The sequence below is a fragment of the Citrobacter sp. VF227 genome (assembly GCF_052950715.1).
Genome location: NZ_JBRFVF010000002.1, coordinates 611499 through 631864 on the forward strand (window position 1 = coordinate 611499; position 20366 = coordinate 631864).

16 protein-coding genes are annotated in these 20366 nt (G+C 52.4%); 10 read left to right on the forward strand and 6 right to left on the reverse strand.

Annotated features, from left to right (window positions below; translation table 11 throughout):
* Positions 1-32: 32 nt before the first annotated feature.
* The 3 genes from entF to fes are packed head-to-tail and all read right to left on the reverse strand — an operon-like array spanning position 33 to position 5386.
* Positions 33-3923, reverse strand: coding sequence for an enterobactin non-ribosomal peptide synthetase EntF (entF, locus tag ACU8YC_RS10470; RefSeq protein ID WP_446895310.1), 3891 nt, complete (start codon positions 3921-3923; stop codon positions 33-35).
* Positions 3920-4138, reverse strand: coding sequence for an MbtH family protein (locus tag ACU8YC_RS10475; RefSeq protein WP_151218720.1), 219 nt, complete (start codon positions 4136-4138; stop codon positions 3920-3922). The genes entF and ACU8YC_RS10475 overlap by 4 nt, the downstream gene beginning before the upstream one ends.
* Before the next feature lie 30 nt (positions 4139-4168).
* Positions 4169-5386, reverse strand: a complete 1218-nt coding sequence (gene fes, locus ACU8YC_RS10480) for an enterochelin esterase (protein WP_446895311.1) — start codon at positions 5384-5386, stop codon at positions 4169-4171.
* A gap of 253 nt (positions 5387-5639) precedes the next feature.
* Here fes and ACU8YC_RS10485 point away from each other — a divergent pair, with 253 nt between their 5' ends.
* Both ACU8YC_RS10485 and entD read left to right on the forward strand, forming a co-directional pair.
* Positions 5640-7913 carry a TonB-dependent siderophore receptor gene (locus tag ACU8YC_RS10485; RefSeq protein WP_210904802.1) on the forward strand — a complete coding sequence of 758 codons (2274 nt, stop codon included), beginning with the start codon at positions 5640-5642 and terminating at the stop codon, positions 7911-7913.
* A gap of 49 nt (positions 7914-7962) precedes the next feature.
* Positions 7963-8586 carry an enterobactin synthase subunit EntD gene (gene entD / locus ACU8YC_RS10490; RefSeq protein ID WP_278238641.1) on the forward strand — a complete coding sequence of 208 codons (624 nt, stop codon included), beginning with the start codon at positions 7963-7965 and terminating at the stop codon, positions 8584-8586.
* Between the two features lie 3 nt (positions 8587-8589).
* Here the strand turns inward: entD and ACU8YC_RS10495 are convergent, their stop codons facing one another.
* Positions 8590-9525 (reverse strand): transketolase family protein, encoded by a 936-nt coding sequence (locus ACU8YC_RS10495; protein ID WP_151224904.1) that lies wholly within the window; start codon positions 9523-9525, stop codon positions 8590-8592.
* Complete coding sequence (locus ACU8YC_RS10500; protein ID WP_151224903.1) at positions 9518-10348, reverse strand: transketolase; 831 nt, start codon at positions 10346-10348, stop codon at positions 9518-9520. Before ACU8YC_RS10500 ends, ACU8YC_RS10495 begins: the two co-directional genes overlap by 8 nt.
* A 361-nt stretch (positions 10349-10709) precedes the next feature.
* Here ACU8YC_RS10500 and ACU8YC_RS10505 point away from each other — a divergent pair, with 361 nt between their 5' ends.
* The 8 genes from ACU8YC_RS10505 (at position 10710) to ACU8YC_RS10540 (ending at position 19548) form a co-directional block, all read left to right on the forward strand.
* A complete protein-coding gene (locus ACU8YC_RS10505) occupies positions 10710-11660 on the forward strand; it encodes a sugar-binding transcriptional regulator (RefSeq protein ID WP_187252848.1) in 951 nt (316 codons plus the stop codon).
* 339 nt (positions 11661-11999) lie between these two features.
* The gene (locus ACU8YC_RS10510) at positions 12000-13520 is read left to right on the forward strand and encodes an FGGY family carbohydrate kinase (RefSeq protein WP_151218715.1); all 1521 of its coding nucleotides are present in this window, start codon (positions 12000-12002) and stop codon (positions 13518-13520) included.
* Between the two features lie 125 nt (positions 13521-13645).
* Complete coding sequence (locus tag ACU8YC_RS10515; RefSeq protein ID WP_043015525.1) at positions 13646-14581, forward strand: D-ribose ABC transporter substrate-binding protein; 936 nt, start codon at positions 13646-13648, stop codon at positions 14579-14581.
* A gap of 43 nt (positions 14582-14624) precedes the next feature.
* Positions 14625-15245, forward strand: a complete 621-nt coding sequence (locus tag ACU8YC_RS10520) for a DUF2291 family protein (RefSeq protein ID WP_151218714.1) — start codon at positions 14625-14627, stop codon at positions 15243-15245.
* Between the two features lies 1 nt (position 15246).
* Entirely contained in the window at positions 15247-16791 is a 1545-nt protein-coding gene (locus ACU8YC_RS10525) for a sugar ABC transporter ATP-binding protein (protein ID WP_286543056.1), read from the forward strand.
* 17 nt (positions 16792-16808) lie between these two features.
* Entirely contained in the window at positions 16809-17876 is a 1068-nt protein-coding gene (locus ACU8YC_RS10530) for an ABC transporter permease (RefSeq protein WP_151218712.1), read from the forward strand.
* Positions 17877-17929: 53 nt separating this feature from the next.
* Positions 17930-18727: an SDR family oxidoreductase gene (locus ACU8YC_RS10535; protein ID WP_446895312.1), complete on the forward strand. Its 798-nt coding sequence runs from the start codon at positions 17930-17932 to the stop codon at positions 18725-18727.
* 35 nt (positions 18728-18762) lie between these two features.
* Complete coding sequence (locus ACU8YC_RS10540; RefSeq protein ID WP_075145023.1) at positions 18763-19548, forward strand: SDR family oxidoreductase; 786 nt, start codon at positions 18763-18765, stop codon at positions 19546-19548.
* Between the two features lie 42 nt (positions 19549-19590).
* Here ACU8YC_RS10540 and ACU8YC_RS10545 read toward each other — a convergent pair whose 3' ends face one another.
* Complete coding sequence (locus ACU8YC_RS10545) at positions 19591-20295, reverse strand: GNAT family N-acetyltransferase (RefSeq protein ID WP_446895313.1); 705 nt, start codon at positions 20293-20295, stop codon at positions 19591-19593.
* Between the last annotated feature and the right edge of the window lie 71 nt (positions 20296-20366).

Sequence of the window (20366 nt, forward strand, 5' to 3'; positions counted from 1 at the left end):
ATTTGATCGCCGCGATAGCAAGAATGGCTTTGTTACATCGAATTATTGATTCGAGAATTAATTATCGGCCCTATATCCTCAAACGAGGCAGGGGAGATAATATCGACATGCGCGCAGTCGTGGTGGTAAACATCCAGACTGGATATCCACGGGGACCAGCTACGTTCAGGGCTGACGCCCGGCACTAAGGTACGCTCAGCAACGAACAGCGTGGCGTGGCCCGCAAACGGCACGCTGTGTGCCGTCGTGAGCAGGCGAACCGCATCAGCGTAGTTGCCTTCGATAGCGGTAAATAAAACCTCCGACGCATTCCCCTGCTGTGCTGCCAGAAACGCTTCACGCTCCCGCTCGATCTCCGCCAGTACGGCAGGATCTAAACCATTGGCCTCTTTTTCCTGCCAGTTTTGCGTCTCCGGCGGCCAGGTATCCAGCAGCCCCAGGAAGGCAACCGTCTCACCTCTGGCCTGTAAACGCGCGGCAATTCCCTGCGCCAGCGTCCCTCCCAGTGAATAACCTAATAAATAGTAGGGGCCATGAGGCTGCTGACTGAGTAGCGTTGCCAGATGATGTTCGCATACCGCATCGAGGTTTTCCGCCATCTGCATCGGGCCATCCGGTCGCGGAGACTGAATACCAATAATCGACCACTGCGGGCTGAGATAACGTGACAGCACGCTAAACTGCCAGGCAAAACCCGACGCCGGATGGAAGCAGAACAACGTTGGACCGTGACTTTCACGCAGTGGCAGCAGCGTCTCGAATCCCAGACGCTGCGACTGTTCATCATCATTGCTCTCCAGCAATGCACTCAGTCGTTCCACGGTAGAAGCCACCATAATCTGCCCGGGTGTTACCTGACGCTCAAAAATGCGGCTCAACTGCGCCGCCAGCTTCATCGCCAGCAGAGAATGTCCGCCCAGCGCAAAGAAATCAGCCTCTACATCATTCACCCCGCAATTCAGCAAGGCCGCAAAAGACTGCGCGATGGTTGTCTCCGTCCCTGCTCGCGGCGCGCGCCCGGAAGTACGCGACGTCAACTGCGGCATGGGTAGCGCTTTACGATCCAGTTTGCCGTTCGCGCTAAGCGGCAACTCCGCCAGTTGTAACAATACCGCTGGTACCATGTGCGCAGGCAGTTTTTCGCGCAGACGTTCCCGTAATGCAGACGTCTCCAGCGGTAGACCCGATTGAGACACCACATACCCCACCAGTTGGCGCGCATCCCCGCCTGTCGCCGCGGCCTGGTTGAATACGCAGGCATGGGCAACGGCATGTTCGATGTCAGGCATTTGTTGCATCGCCCGGTCAATCTCACCGAGCTCAATGCGCTGTCCGCGAATTTTAAGCTGGTCATCGCTGCGCCCGAGGTATTCCACCGCGCCATTTTCCAACCAGCGCGCCACATCCCCGGTACGATACATGCGTTCGCCCGCGTTAAACGGATCGGCGATAAAACGGCTCGCCGTCAGATCCGGACGGCCCAAATAGCCTTGTGCCAGTTGGATCCCCGTCAGATACAGATCGCCCGCCACGCCGAAAGGCACCGGTCGCATCATGGCATCCAGAATACGTAAACCAGTATTCCATACCGGATAGCCAATCGGCACGCTGTTGCCGGTTACGGCGGCAAGTTCTTCCCCCCAGGCCGGATACCAGCTCACATCGACCGCCGCTTCCGTTGGCCCGTATAAATTGTGCAACGGCACATGAGTCAACTGTTCCCACTCGCGGCATAAGTCTGCAGGCAAGGCTTCACCGCTACAAAATACCTGTTTCAGCGAGGCACAACTCTCCCGCGCCGTTTCCGCCGTCAATGAAGCGACAAAAGCAGCCAGCATAGAAGGAACAAAGTGCGTGGTCGTCACCCCGTATTGGGCAAAAAATTGCTGCATCGCCAGTGGATCGCGGTGCGCCTCAGGTTCTGCCATGACCAGTTTTGCCCCGGCAATAAACGGCCAGAAAAACTCCCATACCGAGACGTCAAAACTGCACGGTGTTTTTTGCGCCACCACATCATCTGCGGTCAGCGGATAGTGATTTTGCATCCACAGCAAACGGTTAACGATGGCGGTTTGCCCAACCATCACCCCTTTTGGCCTGCCGGTTGAACCGGAAGTAAAAATGATATAGGCCGTATGATTGGGTCGAGATAGCGCCAACGGAGCTGCATCATCTGCTGGCAGCGGCGCGTCGTAGCACAGGCTTTCCAGGCCAGGGATGTCACTAAAGCGCGCCAGTTGTTCCTCGGTCGCGATCAACAGTTTTGGCTGCGCATCTTCGAGCATCATCCGCAGGCGATCGTCCGGGTATCCGGTATCCAATGGCAGCCAGGCGGCTCCCGCCTCAACAATGCCATGCAGCGCCAGCGTCAGGAACACGGAACGCGGTAATACCACGGCAACGCTGTCACCCGGCTGTACGCCGCGTTCACGCAGAAGGCTCGCCAGCGCCACAACCTGCTGGCGCATTTCGCGATAGCTAAACTGATAGCGGGCATCGGCCAGTGCCGGGGCATCCGGTGTTTTATCGGCTTGTTGCGCCACCAGCGCGCTCAGCGTAGTGGACGGGATCTCCACGCTCGTGTCGTTAATCTTCGCCAGCTGCTCATGTTCTGTCGGCAACAACATTTCAGCGTCGCCACAGCATAGCGACGGATTGTCGGCAAATTGCTCAATAAGCGCGATTAAACGCGAGGCATGCTGCGCCAGCGTCGCTGCATCGTAGCGCTGTTTATTGGCCAGGATTTCAATACTCAGCCCGCCGTTTTCATCCGGGAACAATGCCAGTTCAAGATCATTCACCGGCCCTGTCGCCAGCGTATGGGTTTGCGCCTGTACGCCGGGAATATTCAGCTGATAGTCGAATATTTTCACGTTCAGCACCGGGCCAAACAGCGGTTCGGCCCCGGCTGCACGCCCGCTGTCGCGAACGATTTGTTCGGCATCATAACGTTGATGCCGACGCATTTTCTTCAACTGCCCGGCCAGTCGTTGTGCAAGCGCAGGCAAGCTTTCTGTCGCATCCAGTTGCACGCCAAACGGCAGAACGTTTAAAACCGGTCCTGTGGACGTCAACGCCGCCGAGCCCATGCGCCGCATAAAGATAAACCCGGCGGCATAATCCATTCGGCTGCATAAGCGTCCCAGCCACAACGCCACCAGCGCAAGAGCCAGATCCGCACGCTGAACATCAGGCATGCGTGCCGCAAGCTGGCGGAACACGCCTTCAGGCGCGGTTAACTTCAGGCGAATAATCTCCGCGCTGGCCGATCGCCCCGGCAACGGTTTGTTCGACAGCGAAGCCGGTGGTGGTAGTTGTTTTCGCTGCTCGCGCCAGAATGCGCCGTCGCGTTGCCAGGCATCGCTTTGACGATACTGTTGATACTCTTCCACCACCTCAGTAAACGGCGTAAAAGGTGAGTCTGGCGTTGACTCGCCGTGCAGCCATGCGCGGTAAATTGCGGCTATCTGTCGGGTAATAGCCGGGAAACTGAAGCCATCGACCAGCAGATGATGATAACGTTGATACCAATACCAGCGTTTGTCTCCCACCTGAATAAGCAAATGAAAAACCAGCGGCTTGTCGCCGTCAGCACGCAGATCCTGCTGCAGGTCAGCTTGCATCAACGCCCGCGCCACCTCATGTGGGTTGGATTTTTCGCGCAGATCGATGATTCCGGGTTGCGCAAAAGTGAGCGCAGGATCCACCCATTGCCAGACCTCGCCGTTATCTTCGCTAAACTGCATTCGCAAGGTATCGGCCTGCTCCAGGCCAGCCACAACCGCTTTCGCCAGCAACGGCGCGTCCAGTTCGCCGGTTAATTCTACGTAGTGCGCTACGCTCCACGCCGAGGGCAATGTGGAGAGTTTTTCCGCCATCCAGATCCCCGGCTGAGCCGCCACTAACGGTAAACGTTGAGTCATGGAGCCTCCTGCACATCGACGTAGTTCGCTGGCGTCAGCGCGGTCCAGTTTGCATCCAGCCATTGCTGGCAGGCTTCCTGGGATTGGGGTTCACACACGACCTTCCAGCCAGCAGGAAGTGAGCACTGTTGCGGCCAAAGACTAAACTGGCGTTGGGGATTTTGCAGAATGTAAAACTGACCCTGCGGATTATCGAAGGGATTACTGAATTCCATACTCAACTCCTGTCGTGGAACATCGTCCGGTTAAATCGTGTCGGTAAGCGGCTGCCAGAGCGTCATTAGCCCTTGCATCAAACCGCCGCGCCAGCAAAGCGCATCGTGTCCACCATCAACCTGACGCCAGAAAATAGACTGTGGCGCAGAGGGTAACTGGGCATATAGCGCCTGATTTGCACGAATAATAATGGGCTCGCGTATCCCCGCTTCCAGGACAATCCGCAGCCCCTGAGCGCTGATGGTCCCGGTCTTCAGTTGCTCGACGATCGCTCCGTCCTGATGACCACCGCGATGCGGCCACCAGTAAGATCCAGACTGACTGAGTACGCAGCCAAAGCGTTCCGGCCAGTGCAGTCCGGCATACAGCGATGACAACCCGCCAAAACTTTGCCCGGCGACCACGGTACGCTGCGGGTCGTCACTGAACGCGGTCGTCGCCTTCACCAGCGGCAATAGCTCCTGCTGTACTGCCAACCAAAAATCGGCATTACACGGCAGTTCGTGGCTGCGGTGAGCCGTATCGATGGCATCAATCAGGAGATAAACGGCGGGAGGGAGGTGTCCGCAATGCGTAAGTGAAGTTAGCGCAGGCCAGACCGGCATACTCTGCGCCCAAAACTGTCCGTCCAGCAGGATAGCCAACGGACGTGCTTCCGGTTGGGCATCACCGGTGGTAAACACCCACACGCGGCGCGTATTGCCAAGCCTGCCGCTACACCATTGCAGGCAAACTGCGGGAGAACCGGGGTTTTCAGGTCGATCCCATCCAGGTTGTACGGGAGCCTCCGGCATCTCCAGCGCAGACACCGCGTGACCACGACCGCCCTGCCAGCTCTGTGGATTAAGCGGATCGGCAATGGCCTGCGGCAGCAATTTTCGCCAGCCTTCACGCAGCACGGTTCGGTCAGGCGCTTCGCCCGCTGCCAGCGCAGCAAAAATATCGTTTCGTTCTGTTGGAATAAAGCAGTAACTGCCGCGCCAGTTGGCGCTGAGTGAAATACGCCAGCACCAAACATTTGTTCCATCAATGCGTTGCATCGACTGAGGGGTCGCGTTTTGATGGTGATCGGTGACGCCGGTGACGTAGACCCATACGCGACGAATAGCGGACTCTTTTTCCGTTCCCTGCGGGTCACGCCACCAAAAAGTTACCCGATAATTTCCGTTGTCTTCACGCTCCCACTCCGGGCCCTTTTTCGACTGCCACCACGCCTCGCTTCCCATCATTAACGTCGTCACCGCCATAACCCCATGTTTATTGTGAAATTTTATGATTTAGCGTTAAATATATTGATAATATTATTGATAACTATTTGCATTTGCAATAGCGTATTGTCGCGCTGTGGGAAGCGCGCACAGTTTTTCACCACTTATAAACCGACCTGACGCTGCGTACTTTTTCTGGAATGGAGGGTTTACGCGGATACGGGCGACATCAGGCCAAATGCCGTACTACGGCAGATTGGTACTCGTGGCTAAAAGAACAGCAGGACAAACAATGAACAACAAGATTCATTCACTGGCCTTATTGGTCAATTTAGGGATTTACGGGGTAGCCCTGCCAGCAATGGCAGAAGATCAAACCGAGAACGCCGCAGTCTCTCATGAAGACACTATTGTGGTTACCGCCGCCCAGCAGAACCTGCAGGCGCCGGGCGTTTCAACCATTACCGCTGATGAAATCCGTAAGAATCCTCCCGCTCGCGACGTGTCGGAAATCATCCGTACCATGCCAGGCGTTAACCTGACCGGTAACTCAACCAGCGGCCAACGCGGCAACAACCGCCAGATCGATATTCGCGGTATGGGGCCGGAAAACACCCTGATTCTTATCGACGGCAAACCGGTCACCAGCCGCAACTCCGTGCGTCAGGGCTGGCGCGGCGAGCGTGATACCCGTGGCGATACCGCCTGGGTGCCGCCGGAAATGATCGAGCGTATTGAAGTGCTGCGCGGTCCTGCCGCGGCACGCTATGGCAACGGTGCGGCTGGCGGCGTGGTGAATATCATCACCAAAAAAGGCAGCAACGAATGGCACGGCTCCTGGGATACCTATTTCAATGCCCCGGAACACAAAGACGAAGGTTCGACCAAACGTACCAACTTTAGCCTGAATGGTCCAATGGGCGGAGATTTCAGCTTCCGTCTTTACGGTAATCTCGATAAAACCCAGGCCGACGCATGGGACATCAACCAGGGTCATCAGTCAGAACGTACCGGCACATATTCAAATACCCTACCAGCCGGTCGTGAAGGGGTGATCAACAAAGATATTAACGGCGTGGTTCGCTGGGATTTCGCCCCGCTCCAGTCACTGGAACTGGAAGCTGGCTATAGCCGTCAAGGCAATCTTTATGCGGGTGACACCCAAAACACCAACACCAACCAACTGGTGAAAGATAACTACGGGAAAGAGACCAACCGTCTTTACCGCCAGAACTACTCTCTGACCTGGAATGGTGGCTGGGATAACGGCGTCACCACCAGCAACTGGGTACAGTACGAACATACGCGTAACTCCCGTACGCCGGAAGGTCTGGCGGGCGGTACTGAGGGGATCTTCGACCCGAATGCGTCACAAAAATATCTCGACGCCGACCTGAGTGACGTCATGCTGCACAGTGAGGTCAGCATTCCGTTAGATCTGCTGGTCAACCAAAACCTGACGCTCGGTACCGAATGGAATCAGCAGCGCATGAAGGATATGTTGTCCAATTCACAGACCTTTATGGGCGGTGATATTCCAGGTTCGAGCAGCACCAACCGTAGCCCGTACTCAGACGCAGAGATTTTCTCTCTGTTTGCTGAAAACAACATGGAACTGACCGACAGCACCATGCTGACGCCGGGTCTACGTTTCGACCATCACAGCATCGTCGGCGACAACTGGAGTCCGTCTCTGAACCTGTCCCAAGGTCTGGGAGATGACTTTACGCTGAAAATGGGCATTGCGCGCGCCTATAAAGCGCCAAGTCTGTACCAGCTCAACCCGAATTACATTCTGTACAGCAAGGGGCAGGGTTGCTACGCCACCGGCTCCGCGACCGGTATTGGTTGCTACATGATGGGCAATGACGATCTGAAGGCCGAAACCAGTATCAATAAAGAGATTGGTCTTGAGTTCAAACGTGACGGCTGGCTGGCCGGGGTAACCTGGTTCCGCAATGATTATCGCAACAAGATTGAAGCGGGTACGGTACCTTTCGACAGAACGTCTATCACCAATAAAGGAAAGACGACTTACACCGATATCTATCAGTGGGAAAACATTCCTAAAGCGGTGGTTGAGGGTCTGGAAGGTACGTTGAACGTGCCAGTTAGCGAAACCGTTACCTGGACCAACAACATCACCTACATGCTGCAAAGTAAGAATAAAGAGACCGGCGAGCGCCTGTCGATTATTCCTGAATACACGTTGAATTCGACCCTGAGCTGGCAGGCACGCGAAGATTTGTCGCTGCAGTCAACCTTCACCTGGTATGGCAAACAGCAGCCTAAAAAATACGATTACCAGGGTAAACCGGTGACCGGCAGCTCGGCCAGCGAAGTTAGTCCGTACAGTATCGTCGGCCTGAGTGCGACCTGGGACGTGACGAAAAACGTCAGCCTGACCGGCGGCGTGGATAACGTCTTTGATAAACGTTTGTGGCGTGAAGGTAATGCCCAGACCACGGGTGATATCGTCACCGGGAACTATATGGCGGGCGCTGGCGCGCACACCTATAACGAACCGGGCCGCACGTGGTTCATGAGCGTTAACACGCACTTCTGATAACGTTTCTCCCTCTCCTCACTGCGGGGAGAGGGAACTCATCACTATCATGCGCACAACTCACACACCACTCACCTTCGCAGACCATACGCTGCACGTTGTCGAGTTCGATCCCGACAGCTTCCATGAGCACGACATGCTCTGGCTGCCCCACCACACTCAACTTCTGTCCAGTGGACGTAAGCGTAAAGCCGAGCACCTGGCAGGCCGTATTGCCGCCGTGCACGCGCTGCGTGAATTTGGCCACAAAGCCGTACCCGGCATCGGCGCACAACGCCAACCGTTGTGGCCGCAAAATCTGTTTGGCAGCATCAGCCATTGCGCAACAATTGCCCTGGCGACGGTATCGACGCATCCCGTCGGGCTGGATATAGAAACTATATTTACGCTGCAAACCGCGAACGAACTGTTAAGTAGTATTGTCACCAATACAGAAAAAGAGTGGTTGGCCAATAGCGGCCTGACAGTGGAACAGGCTCTCACACTGGCATTTTCCGCCAAAGAAAGTGCTTTTAAAGTAACCCTGGCATCACAACAGGCAAACGCCGGATTTTCGCAGTATCAAATCGTTGAGTTGCAACACAACCAAATGATACTACGTGCTCACAGCCAAATGTATCGCGTGCAATGGCGGTTCTCGGGCAATGATGTAATCACACTGGCAACAGTGTGAACGTCACAGCAGGTCTCGCGCCTGAGCAGCGATAGCTGCGGCGTCAAAACCATGATGCTGACGTAGCCAGCCACGATCCGCTGCCGCTGCGTACTCTCCATCCGGAATACCTAAACGCTTTAACACTGCCCCGACTCCGCCCTCAGCCAGTACTTCTGCCACCAGGCTTCCCAACCCACCATTAATATTGTGCTCTTCTACGGTAATCACCGCTTTGCAGCCCTGTAATACTGATAACAGAGCTTTGGTATCACATGGTCGAATTGAAGGTACACTGACCACTTTCGCCTGAATACCTGCATCAGCCAACAGCGCAGCGGCATCAACAATTTCATGAACTGTCGAGCCAGTTGCCACCAGCGCCACATGTTCCCCCTCGCGCAGTGTCAACACCGCCCCCGGAACAAAACGGTAACTCTCGTCATGAAGTTCCGGCAGTGCTTTTCCATCAAGACGAATATATACCGGTCCCTGATAGCCAATCGCATAATCGATAATCTGTCGGCACTCTCGTGGCGAAGATGGGGCGAAAATCTGGATATTGCCGAAGCCTCGCATAATGGCAATATCATCGATCGAATGGTGAGTGCTCGCCAACGGGCCATAGCTGGCACCGGCATTAAGACCGAATAGCTTCACATTGGTATTGTTGTAGCAAACATCGACTTTAATTTGCTCATTGGCACGGGAGATCAGAAATGGCGCAGCGTTACAGGTGACGGCTACCTTACCGCCAAGAGCAAGTCCTGCCGCCGTTCCAACCATGCTTTGTTCAGCAATACCTACGTTGACCAACCGACCAGGAAACTGCTTTATAAAAGGAGCAATTTTCGCTGTTGATGTCGAGTCCGCTACGACCGGAACCAGGTCAACCCCCTTTTCAACTGCATCAATGAACGCCTGAACCATGACGTTTGCGAGGTGTTCTGCATTACTCATCTTTTAACTCCTCCAGAGCCAGTTCGATCTCTTCACCTTTTGGCACCCGATGGTGCCATTCAGAGCGCCCCTGGATAAACGATATACCCGCGCCTTTCGTGGTATTGGCAATGATGACGTTAGGTTTGCCTTCCTGCTTAAGTCCTTCCAGAGTGGCGACAACCGACGCCATATCATTCCCCTGACATTCAGTCACTGTCATACCAAATGCCTGCCATTTTGCGGCAAGCGGATCGGTATTCATGATTTCGCGAGTCGGTCCGGCTAATTGAAGATTGTTCTTGTCATTAATAATGATCAGGTTGTCGAGGCCATAATGAGCAGCAGCCAGTGCCGCTTCCCAGTTACTTCCTTCGGCCAGTTCACCATCACCTGTGATTAAAAAGATGCGGCGTGAACTGTTATTTTTCTTCGCAGCCAGAGCCAGTCCCACCGCAACAGGTAAACCGTGGCCCAGAGCACCTGTATTCAGTTCAATACCCGGCGTTTTCTGGCGAACCGGATGTCCGGGAAGATGGGAATTGGCATGTTGATAGGTTTCCAGCCAGTCAACGGGGAAAAAACCCGCTTCCGCCAGAACACAGTAGTAACAGCCCACCGCGTGACCTTTAGATTGGATGTAGATATCCCGAGCTTCATCAGCGATACGCTCCGGAGCGACATTGAGTATCCGAAAATAGAGTGCCGTCAACAGTTCAACTTGAGACAGGTCCGCACCAGTATGCCCACCCGCAGGACTGTTAGCATTTAATCTGACGATGTGACGGCGAACCGCCCGCGCTTTGCGCTCAAGAGTCTGGATATCATAGTTCCAGGGATTCATTTAGCACCTCTGAATTTATTTTCAATGTGGAATATTTATTCTGTATGGGACTAAAAAAACCAGAATTTCCCATACGTCACATCATCAGGCTTACGCCCTTGTATCATACTCAGGTACATTCTGCCTCCTTACCGCGGCCACACTGACGCTGGTAATAATAAGTTGACCTGTCACCACTATGAATATATATTCATAAATGATTCTTTATTCAATTATGCAACCTAATTTTCGTATTTGTCCATAGCTGTTTTTGAGGATTGGTTAAAGTTAGAGCTTTATCACACTTACCTGTCTTCAATTTTCGCGTATGATAAAACGCATTAAGATAATGGCGGTACGTAAATGATTTTCGGGGAAATATATGGCTAAGCAGGACGAACAACGGCTATTGGTTAAAATCGCTACCCTTTACTACCTTGAAGGACGCAAACAGTCCGATATTGCTCAACTTCTCTCGCTTTCTCAGTCGTTTATCTCCCGCGCCATCACCCGCTGTCAGAAAGAAGGGGTGGTGAAAATCAGCGTTGTCCAGCCCTCAAATATCTTCCTGAATCTTGAAAAAGGGATCGAGGAACGTTACGGCATTAAGCAGGCCATAGTGGTTGATACCGAAGAGGATGCCAGCGACCACACCATCAAACGCGCCATTGGTTCTGCCGCAGCCCACTATCTGGAAACCCGATTGCGCCCCAAAGACCTGGTGGGCGTTTCCTCATGGAGTTCGACTATCCGAGCGATGGTGGATGAAGTCCATACACAGAATCTGAAAGCCGGCGGCGTAATTCAATTGTTGGGCGGCGTAGGTCCCAACGGCAACGTACAAGCCACAATTCTGACGCAGACGCTGGCGCAACATCTGAATTGTGAAGCCTGGCTACTTCCTTCTCAGAGTATCGAAGGTTCGGTTGAAGAGAAAAACCGTCTCGTTGCCAGCAAAGATGTCGCCGATGTGATTTCACGCTTTGATAATGTCGACATCGCCATTGTTGGCGTCGGGATCCTCGAACCATCCCAATTGCTGAAAACATCAGGTAACTACTACCACGAAGATATGTTGCAGGTACTGGCCGATCGCGGCGCGGTCGGGGACATTTGCCTGCATTACTACGACAACGAGGGACAGCCGGTATTACAAGATGACGAAGATCCAGTGATTGGCATGGCACTGGACAAGGTAAAAAAATGCCCGAATGTCGTGGCGCTTGCTGGCGGTACAGACAAAGTCGCGGCAATTAAAGGGGCGTTGAACGGAGGTTATATCGACGTGCTCATTACCGACTATCCTACGGCCCGTATGCTGGTCACCTCCTGACCCTTAATTCACTGGTAGCCTTTGCACGAAAGATAAAAAGCAAAGGCAGTGACTAAAATCTATATATTTCAATAGACTGAAAGGTTTCACCTCGCCTTAATTTATTCTTTTTTCTGTTATTGTCCCGTCTGTGTAAGTGTGATTCTCAGCACAATTGATGATTTTTTCTGTAGCCCAACGGAAAGATTGTAGCTAAGGTATTAAATAAATAATCAACACCGAATATATATTCAATAATTAAAAAAGCGATGTCACAGCCAGGCCTGATGCAGTAATGACGCGACAATGAGAGGGTTTTATCCTCTAAACCGGGACGCAATGTGACTCAGGAGATAATCTATGTGTGCAGCGAAGAAAGAGTTCATCATTGCGCTGGATGAAGGCACAACTAACGCCAAAGCAATCGCGCTTGATGCACAGGGCAATGTGGTCGCAAAGTTTTCTCAGCCACTGGCGATTCAGACCCCCCGGGATGGCTGGGTTGAACAATCTGGGGAGGCGTTGATTGATGCGTCTATTAGCGTCATAGCCAAAGCTATGAATCATGTTGGTGCTGAAAACGTCGCAGCACTGGCTATTAGTAATCAGCGTGAAACCGCCATAGGCTGGTATCGCCAGACTGGCAGACCGCTAAATTCCGCAATCACCTGGCAATGTACGCGCAGTGCGGCTTACTGCGAGGAACTGCGGCATGAAAATAAAGAACAACTAATAAAATCAACCACTGGTCTGCCAATCGCACCACTTTTCTCCGCATCAAAAATGCGCTGGCTACTGGAATCCGTGACCGATGGCCCACAGCTGGCTGCGCAGGGACAAATTTGCCTGGGAACGATCGACAGTTGGTTGCTATGGAATTTAACCGCTGGTGAAACCTTCTGCTGTGACTATTCCAACGCCGCCCGCACACAGTTGCTAAACCTGCACTCTGGAGAGTGGGATGAAGCCATGCTGGCACTCTTCCACATTCCGCGTGTCGCCTTACCGGAAATAAAACCCTCCAGTGGATTATTTGGTCATACTCGTGGACTGGATGGCATTCCAGACGGCATTCCTGTGATGTCGATGGTGGGTGACTCACATGCCGCTCTGTTTGGTCATGCTCTTGGCGAAATGGGATGCGTTAAAGCAACTTATGGTACCGGGTCATCAGTGATGGCGCCGGTCAAATCAGCCCAATGCGATATTGACGCTCTGGCTACCACCATCGCCTGGCACGATGGCAATAGCATCATATACGGTCTGGAGGGCAATATCCCGCACACGGGTGATGCGGTGGCATGGATGGCAGACAGTACGGGTTTGAGCGAACTTTCGGATGCCGAACTGGCAAACGAACTCAACACCCTTCCCGCCTCTGTTGATTCAACCCTCGGCGTTTATTTTGTGCCAGCACTGACCGGGCTTGGGGCGCCGTGGTGGGATGACAGTGCCCGTGGAGTTATCTGCGGACTCAGTCGGGGAGTTAAACGTGCCCATCTGATCCGTGCCGCACTTGAGTCGATTACCTATCAAATCGCCGATGTTGTAGTTGCCATGCAGCAGCACGATGATTTCAAGTTAACGGCATTAATGGTTGACGGTGGCCCCACCAAAAACGACTGGCTAATGCAATATCAGGCAGATCTGCTTGGTTATCCGGTTATGCGTAGCGATGTGCCAGAACTGTCCGCCATTGGCGCGGCATTACTGGCGCGTAAAGCGCTTTATCCTGGCTCACTGACTGATTTAAAAGCTTTTTTAACCGTACATAGCACATTTAAACCCGACATGGATCGCCATCATCGGTTGCAAAAAAGATGGCAGGAATGGCGCCATGCGGTAAACAGAACATTATGGAAACCGGCCCCGTCCGCCTGATGCCTCGCCAGGGAAAACACGCGACGTTATTTACCACATATACAGGAGGGCACCGGATCATAAAAAACTCAGGCTTTACGTTGTTTCACCGTACCCGACAATAACAACACAGAGAGAACATTGTCATGAAATTACGTTTAACGCTGTTAACTGCTGCAACCCTGACTGCTTTGTCTTTTACTGCTCATGCAGCGGAAAAAGGGACAATCATGATTATGGTGAATTCACTGGATAATCCGTATTACGCCTCAGAAGCAAAAGGTGCCAGTGAAAAAGCCCAGGAACTAGGCTACAAAACCACAATTTTGTCGCACAGTGAAGATGTAAAAAAACAGAATGAATTGATTGATACGGCAATCGGCAAAAAAGTCCAGGGTATTGTTCTGGATAATGCAGATTCAACGGCCAGCGTTGCGGCAATTGAAAAAGCGAAAAAAGCTGGAATTCCCGTCATATTGATCAACCGTGAAATTCCCGTTGATGATGTTGCACTGGTGCAAATTACCCATAATAACTTCCAGGCTGGTTCAGAAGTTGCAAATATTTTCGTCGAGAAAATGGGTGAAAAAGGTAAATATGCTGAACTGACATGTAACCTTGCCGATAATAATTGTGTTACGCGCTCCAAATCCTTTCATCAGGTTATTGATCAGTTCCCGGATATGGTTAGTGTCGCCAGACAGGATGCCAAAGGCACGCTTATCGACGGTAAACGTATTATGGACAGCATCCTACAGGCCCACCCGGACGTGAAAGGTATTATCTGCGGTAACGGTCCAGTAGCACTGGGGGCTATTGCTGCATTAAAAGCGGCGAACCGCAGTGACGTGGTCGTGGTCGGTATCGACGGTAGCAACGACGAACGTGATGCAGTGAAAGCTGGCACTCTACAGGCGACCGTCATGCTCCAGGCACAGGCTATCGCAGCGCAAGGAGTTACCGATCTGGATAACTACCTGCAAAAAGGCATAAAACCAGAAAAACAACGCGTCATGTTCCGCGGAATTCTTATCACTAAAGAAAACGCAGATAAAGTGCAGGATTTCAATATCAAGTCCTGATCCCGGGTTGTTGCGCCTCTCAGGAGGCGCAGAGGAGAACATTATGTCTAAGAAAGCCTGGCTTGCGCTGGTCGTGCTGACCGTGGGAGGATGTCGCATCGTCTCGCAGCAGGAACTTGCGGACCTCAAGTCGCCACCGAATCCACACATGGGTAATATAGCCCAAACGTGGCAAAACAAGATTGTCCCGCAAATTGTCGGGCAGGCTCGTCCGGTGGCCGATTTATTAATGGCCTTGCATGCTGAAAAAGATTTTGACAGCGCCTGTAAAAATCTCGGCTATCGCTCTCAGGAAGAGAATCCCTGCATCTTTTACGTACAAGTGGAGGGAAAAATTAGCAATCTTGATACCGCCTCTCGTAGTGGAAAAATGACCATCGTCGATAAAAGCGGCAACAACATTATTGTGCAGATTGGTCCGACGCTGCGCGGCACACAATTACGCGATGCCTTTAAAGGCGCAAGTTATAGTGATTTCAATGACCAGGTATTATTTGGTGAATATGGTCGAGGAATTAACGAACAAGCAATAAAGATGGTCCAATCTGCGCAACTTAAAACCGGAGAATCAGTGCACGTTTATGGTGTTTTTTCTGAGTGGGAGATTCCAGAATCCATCCCGGTTATTACACCAGCGAAAATTGAATCCGTAGGAGGACAATAACATGCAGCAGCAAGATATCGTCACTCCTCATTCCGTCGAATCTGAAGTTATTATCGAAACACAAGATTTATCGCGTGTTTACCCTGGGGTGGTGGCATTAGATAGCGTCAACTATCGGGTATATCGAAATAAAGTAAACGTGCTGATCGGAGAAAATGGTGCGGGTAAGTCCACCATGATGAAAATGCTTGCTGGTGTCGAAAGCCCCTCTTCCGGGCAAATTATTATGGATGGCATACCTGTCACATTAAATTCTACTCATCAGGCCGAAAAACTGGGTATCAGCATTATTTTTCAGGAGTTGAATTTATTCCCAAACATGAATGTCATGGATAATATTTTCATGGCTAACGAGTTCTTTCAGAAAGGGAAAATCAACGAAAAATACCAATACGCACTGGCAAAATCATTACTGGAAAGACTCGAGCTGGATGTTGATCCGTATACACCTCTGGAAGAACTAGGGATCGGTCATCAGCAACTGGTCGAAATTGCTCGTGCGCTCTCCAAAGATACCCGTGTTTTAATCATGGATGAACCGACCTCCGCCCTCAGCCAGTCTGAGGTGAAAGTGTTGTTTAACGTCATTGAGCAACTCAAACGGCGCGGCGTCACCATCATCTATATATCCCACCGTCTGGAAGAGTTGATGGAAATTGGTGATTACATCACGATTTTCCGCGACGGCCATTTTATCAGTGAACGCCCAGTCAATGATGCCAGTATTCCGTGGATCATTGAACAAATGGTGGGAGACAAGAAAAAACATTTTGATTATCAACCCGCACCAAAAGGTGAAACGGTTCTATCCGTACAGGGTCTCACAGCCCTTCATCCGAGCGGCGGCTATAAGCTTAATGACGTGACGTTTAGCCTCAGTAAAGGCGAAGTCATCGGAATCTATGGTCTGCTGGGCGCAGGACGGACGGAACTGTTCAAAGGCCTGGTGGGACTTATGCCCTGCCAGAGTGGGAGTGTGCAGCTTAACGGCGAATGCATTGATAAAGCCCATTTTCAGTCACGCCTTAAAAAGGGGTTGGCACTGGTGCCTGAAGACAGACAGGGCGAAGGTGTTGTTCAGATGATGTCGATTCAGTCCAATATGACGCTGTCTGACTTCAGCCTGCAAGGCTTTCGCCGAGCCTGGAAATGGCTGAATCCGCACAAAGAGCAGACCAGTGTGAAGGCAATGATCCAGCAACTGGCTATCAAAGTGAGCGATCCCGAACTGCCTATCACCTCATTAAGCGGCGGTAATCAGCAAAAAGTGGTGCTGGGTAAGGCATTAATGACGCAACCGCAGGTGGTTTTCCTTGACGAGCCCACCCGAGGCATTGATGTGGGCGCGAAAACCGACGTGTATCACCTTATTGGCAAAATGGCGCAGCAAGGGCTGGCGGTGATGTTCTCTTCATCAGAGCTGGACGAAGTGATGGCGCTGGCGGACCGTATTCTGGTGATGGCTGATGGCCGAATCACCGCTGATGTCCCCCGTCATGCGGTCACCCGCGAGACCTTAATCGCGGCTTCGACACCTCAAGATTAATCAGGCTGGAATCCATCATGAACCAGAAATATATGATTTATATGTACCTGCTGAAGGCCAGAACGTTTATTGCACTGCTGCTGGTTATCGCATTCTTTAGTGTGATGGTACCTAATTTCCTGACCACCTCAAATCTGTTAATCATGACTCAACACGTCGCCATCACGGGATTACTGGCAATTGGTATGACGCTGGTGATACTGACTGGCGGTATCGATCTGTCCGTCGGGGCGGTAGCGGGTATTTGCGGCATGGTTGCAGGCGCCTTGCTTACCAACGGTCTGCCCATCTGGGGTGGCAACATCATCTTCTTCAACGTACCAGAGGTCATAATCTGTGTTGCCCTCTTCGGCGTTGTCGTTGGTTTTGTCAACGGTGCCGTCATCACCCGTTTCGGCGTTGCACCGTTTATCTGTACGCTCGGCATGATGTACGTTGCCAGAGGATCTGCGCTTCTGTTTAACGACGGCAGCACCTACCCAAATCTGAACGGCATGGACGCGCTGGGCAATACCGGTTTTGCCACGCTGGGTTCAGGTACTTTGTTGGGGATTTATCTCCCTATCTGGCTGATGATTGCCTTCCTGTTGCTGGGCTACTGGGTAACCACCAAAACCCCTCTAGGCCGCTACATCTACGCGATTGGAGGGAACGAATCCGCCGCACGTCTGGCGGGTGTCCCTATCGTAAAAGCGAAGATCTTTGTGTACGCCTTCTCCGGCCTGTGTGCTGCTTTTGTTGGGTTAATTGTGGCTTCACAACTGCAAACTGCACATCCGATGACCGGCAACATGTTTGAGATGGATGCCATTGGCGCAACTGTGCTGGGCGGAACTGCGCTCGCTGGAGGACGCGGACGCGTCTCCGGCTCCATTATCGGTGCCTTCGTAATTGTCTTCCTTGCCGATGGCATGGTGATGATGGGCGTCAGTGATTTCTGGCAGATGGTCATTAAAGGTGTGGTTATCGTCACCGCCGTTGTTGTCGATCAGTTCCAGCAAAAGCTGCAGAACAAAGTCATTCTGATGCGTCGCCATGAAGAAAAGCTGGCGGCAGCACCCTCAGGAAATACCGTATCCAGTTAAGCAGCAACATTCCGCCGGGCATCCTTTGCCCGGCCCATACAGGGGATAAAAATATGCAACGTGATTTTCATGGTAAGACAATTGTCATCACTGGTGCTTGTCGGGGGATTGGCGCTGGTATCGCCGAACGTTTTGCCCGCGACGGCGCAAATCTGGTGATGGTATCGAATGCGGAGCGTGTCCACGAAACAGCGGAACAGCTTCGTCAGCGCTATCAGGCAGATATTTTATCTTTGCAGGTGGATGTCACCAATGAGGCGCAGGTGCAATCTCTGTACGAGCAGGCCGCAGCGCGCTTCGGCACCATTGATGTCTCAATTCAAAACGCGGGTGTCATCACCATCGACTATTTCGACCGCATGCCGAAAGCCGATTTTGAAAAAGTCCTCTCCGTGAATACCACTGGCGTATGGCTCTGCTGCCGGGAAGCAGCAAAATATATGGTTAAGCAAAACCAGGGCTGCCTGATTAATACCTCTTCCGGTCAGGGACGTCAGGGTTTCATCTATACCCCACACTACGCCGCCAGCAAGATGGGCGTAATTGGTATTACGCAAAGTCTGGCGCATGAGTTAGCGCCATGGAATATCACCGTTAACGCCTTTTGTCCGGGGATAATCGAAAGCGAAATGTGGGATTACAACGATCGTGTCTGGGGCGAGATTCTCAGTACAGATGAAAAACGCTATGGCAAAGGTGAACTGATGGCTGAATGGGTTAAAGGCATCCCAATGAAACGCGCGGGCAAACCTGAAGATGTCGCCGGACTGGTCGCTTTTCTCGCCTCTGACGATGCGCGTTATCTCACTGGACAAACCATCAACATCGATGGTGGCCTGATTATGTCTTAATACCCATCAGGGTATCTGTTAAGAGAGTCATCATTATGATTGCAAAAGATTTTGCTCAACAACTGTTTAATCTTGAGGGGCGCGTCGCTTTTGTTACTGGCGCAGGTAGCGGCATCGGTCAGACTATCGCCTGCGCACTCGCCAGCGCGGGCGCGCACGTGGTCTGTTTTGATTTGCGTGAAGACGGCGGGCTAAATGCGACTGTTGATACTATCACCGCTATTGGCGCCCAGGCTGCGCTCTATACGGGTGATGTCCGCCAGCTTAGCGACCTTCGCGCCGCGGTAGCCCTGGCGAAGGAACGCTTTGGTCGCCTGGATATTGCGGTCAATGCCGCAGGCATTGCCAACGCCAACCCTGCGCTGGAAATGGAAAGCGAGCAGTGGCAACGCGTTATCGACATTAACCTCACTGGCGTGTGGAACTCCTGTAAAGCCGAAGCAGAACTGATGCTGGAATCAGGCGGTGGCTCGATTATTAACATCGCATCCATGTCAGGGATTATTGTTAACCGAGGCCTTGAGCAAGCCCATTACAATAGCGCTAAAGCGGGGGTAATTCATCTGTCAAAAAGCCTGGCGATGGAGTGGATTGGAAAAGGCATACGCGTGAATTCCATAAGCCCCGGATATACCGCCACGCCGATGAACACCCGACCGGAAATGGTTCATCAGACGCGGGAGTTTGAAAGCCAGACCCCGATTCAACGCATGGCAAAAGTGGAAGAGATGGCAGGCCCGGCACTCTTTCTGGCCAGCGATGCTGCTTCATTTTGTACCGGTGTAGACCTGGTTGTAGATGGTGGATTTATCTGCTGGTAAACAGCATTACGCCCGCAGCCATTGTTAGCTGCGGGCATTAATTTATTCGCCGCTACACGCCGCCAGGGTTTTTTGTTGCCGCCCATTTTCATCAAAGTTCTCCGGCGCCAGCCAGCGCTGTAACACGGCGTCACACTGGGGCCATTCGCCGTCAATCATCGATAACCAGTCGCTGTCGCGATTACGCCCCTTGCGCACAATCTTCTGGCGAAAACGTCCTTCGAAGATAAACCCAAGGCGTTCCGCCGCCCGTCGAGAAGCGGTGTTCAGAGAGTCGCATTTCCACTCCACGCGACGATAACCCAACGCAAACGCCTGGCGCAGCAGCAGCCAGATGCTTTCGGTGCCAAGTACCGTATTTTTCATGCGCGGTGACCAGGTCACATGACCAATTTCGACCGAACCGTGCTCCCGTTCGATCGCCATAAAGCACACCAGTCCGACGGCACATCCTGAACGCTGTTCAATGACGGCATAGGGAACCAAAGAGGTATCAGTGGATTTCCCCTGTACCCAGCACGCTGCGGCCTCAACGCTTGTGGGGCGAGAGCTTGCGAGCCAGGTCCAGTCGCGATCGTCCGGTGCCTGCGCGTAGGCATCAAACAGATCGGCGGCATGGCTGTCGGCATCCAGAGGAACCAGTCGACAATATTGACCGACAAGCGTTTCCCGTGGCAGTACGGCAGCGCCATTCCAGTCCGGCACAACATCGCCGACGGTCTGCCCATAAATATTTATTTCCGGCACGATTCCCCCCCAGTTGCGAAGTAAAAAATAGTTATAACACCGGCCATTTTGCCTTCAAAGCATCGCCAGGG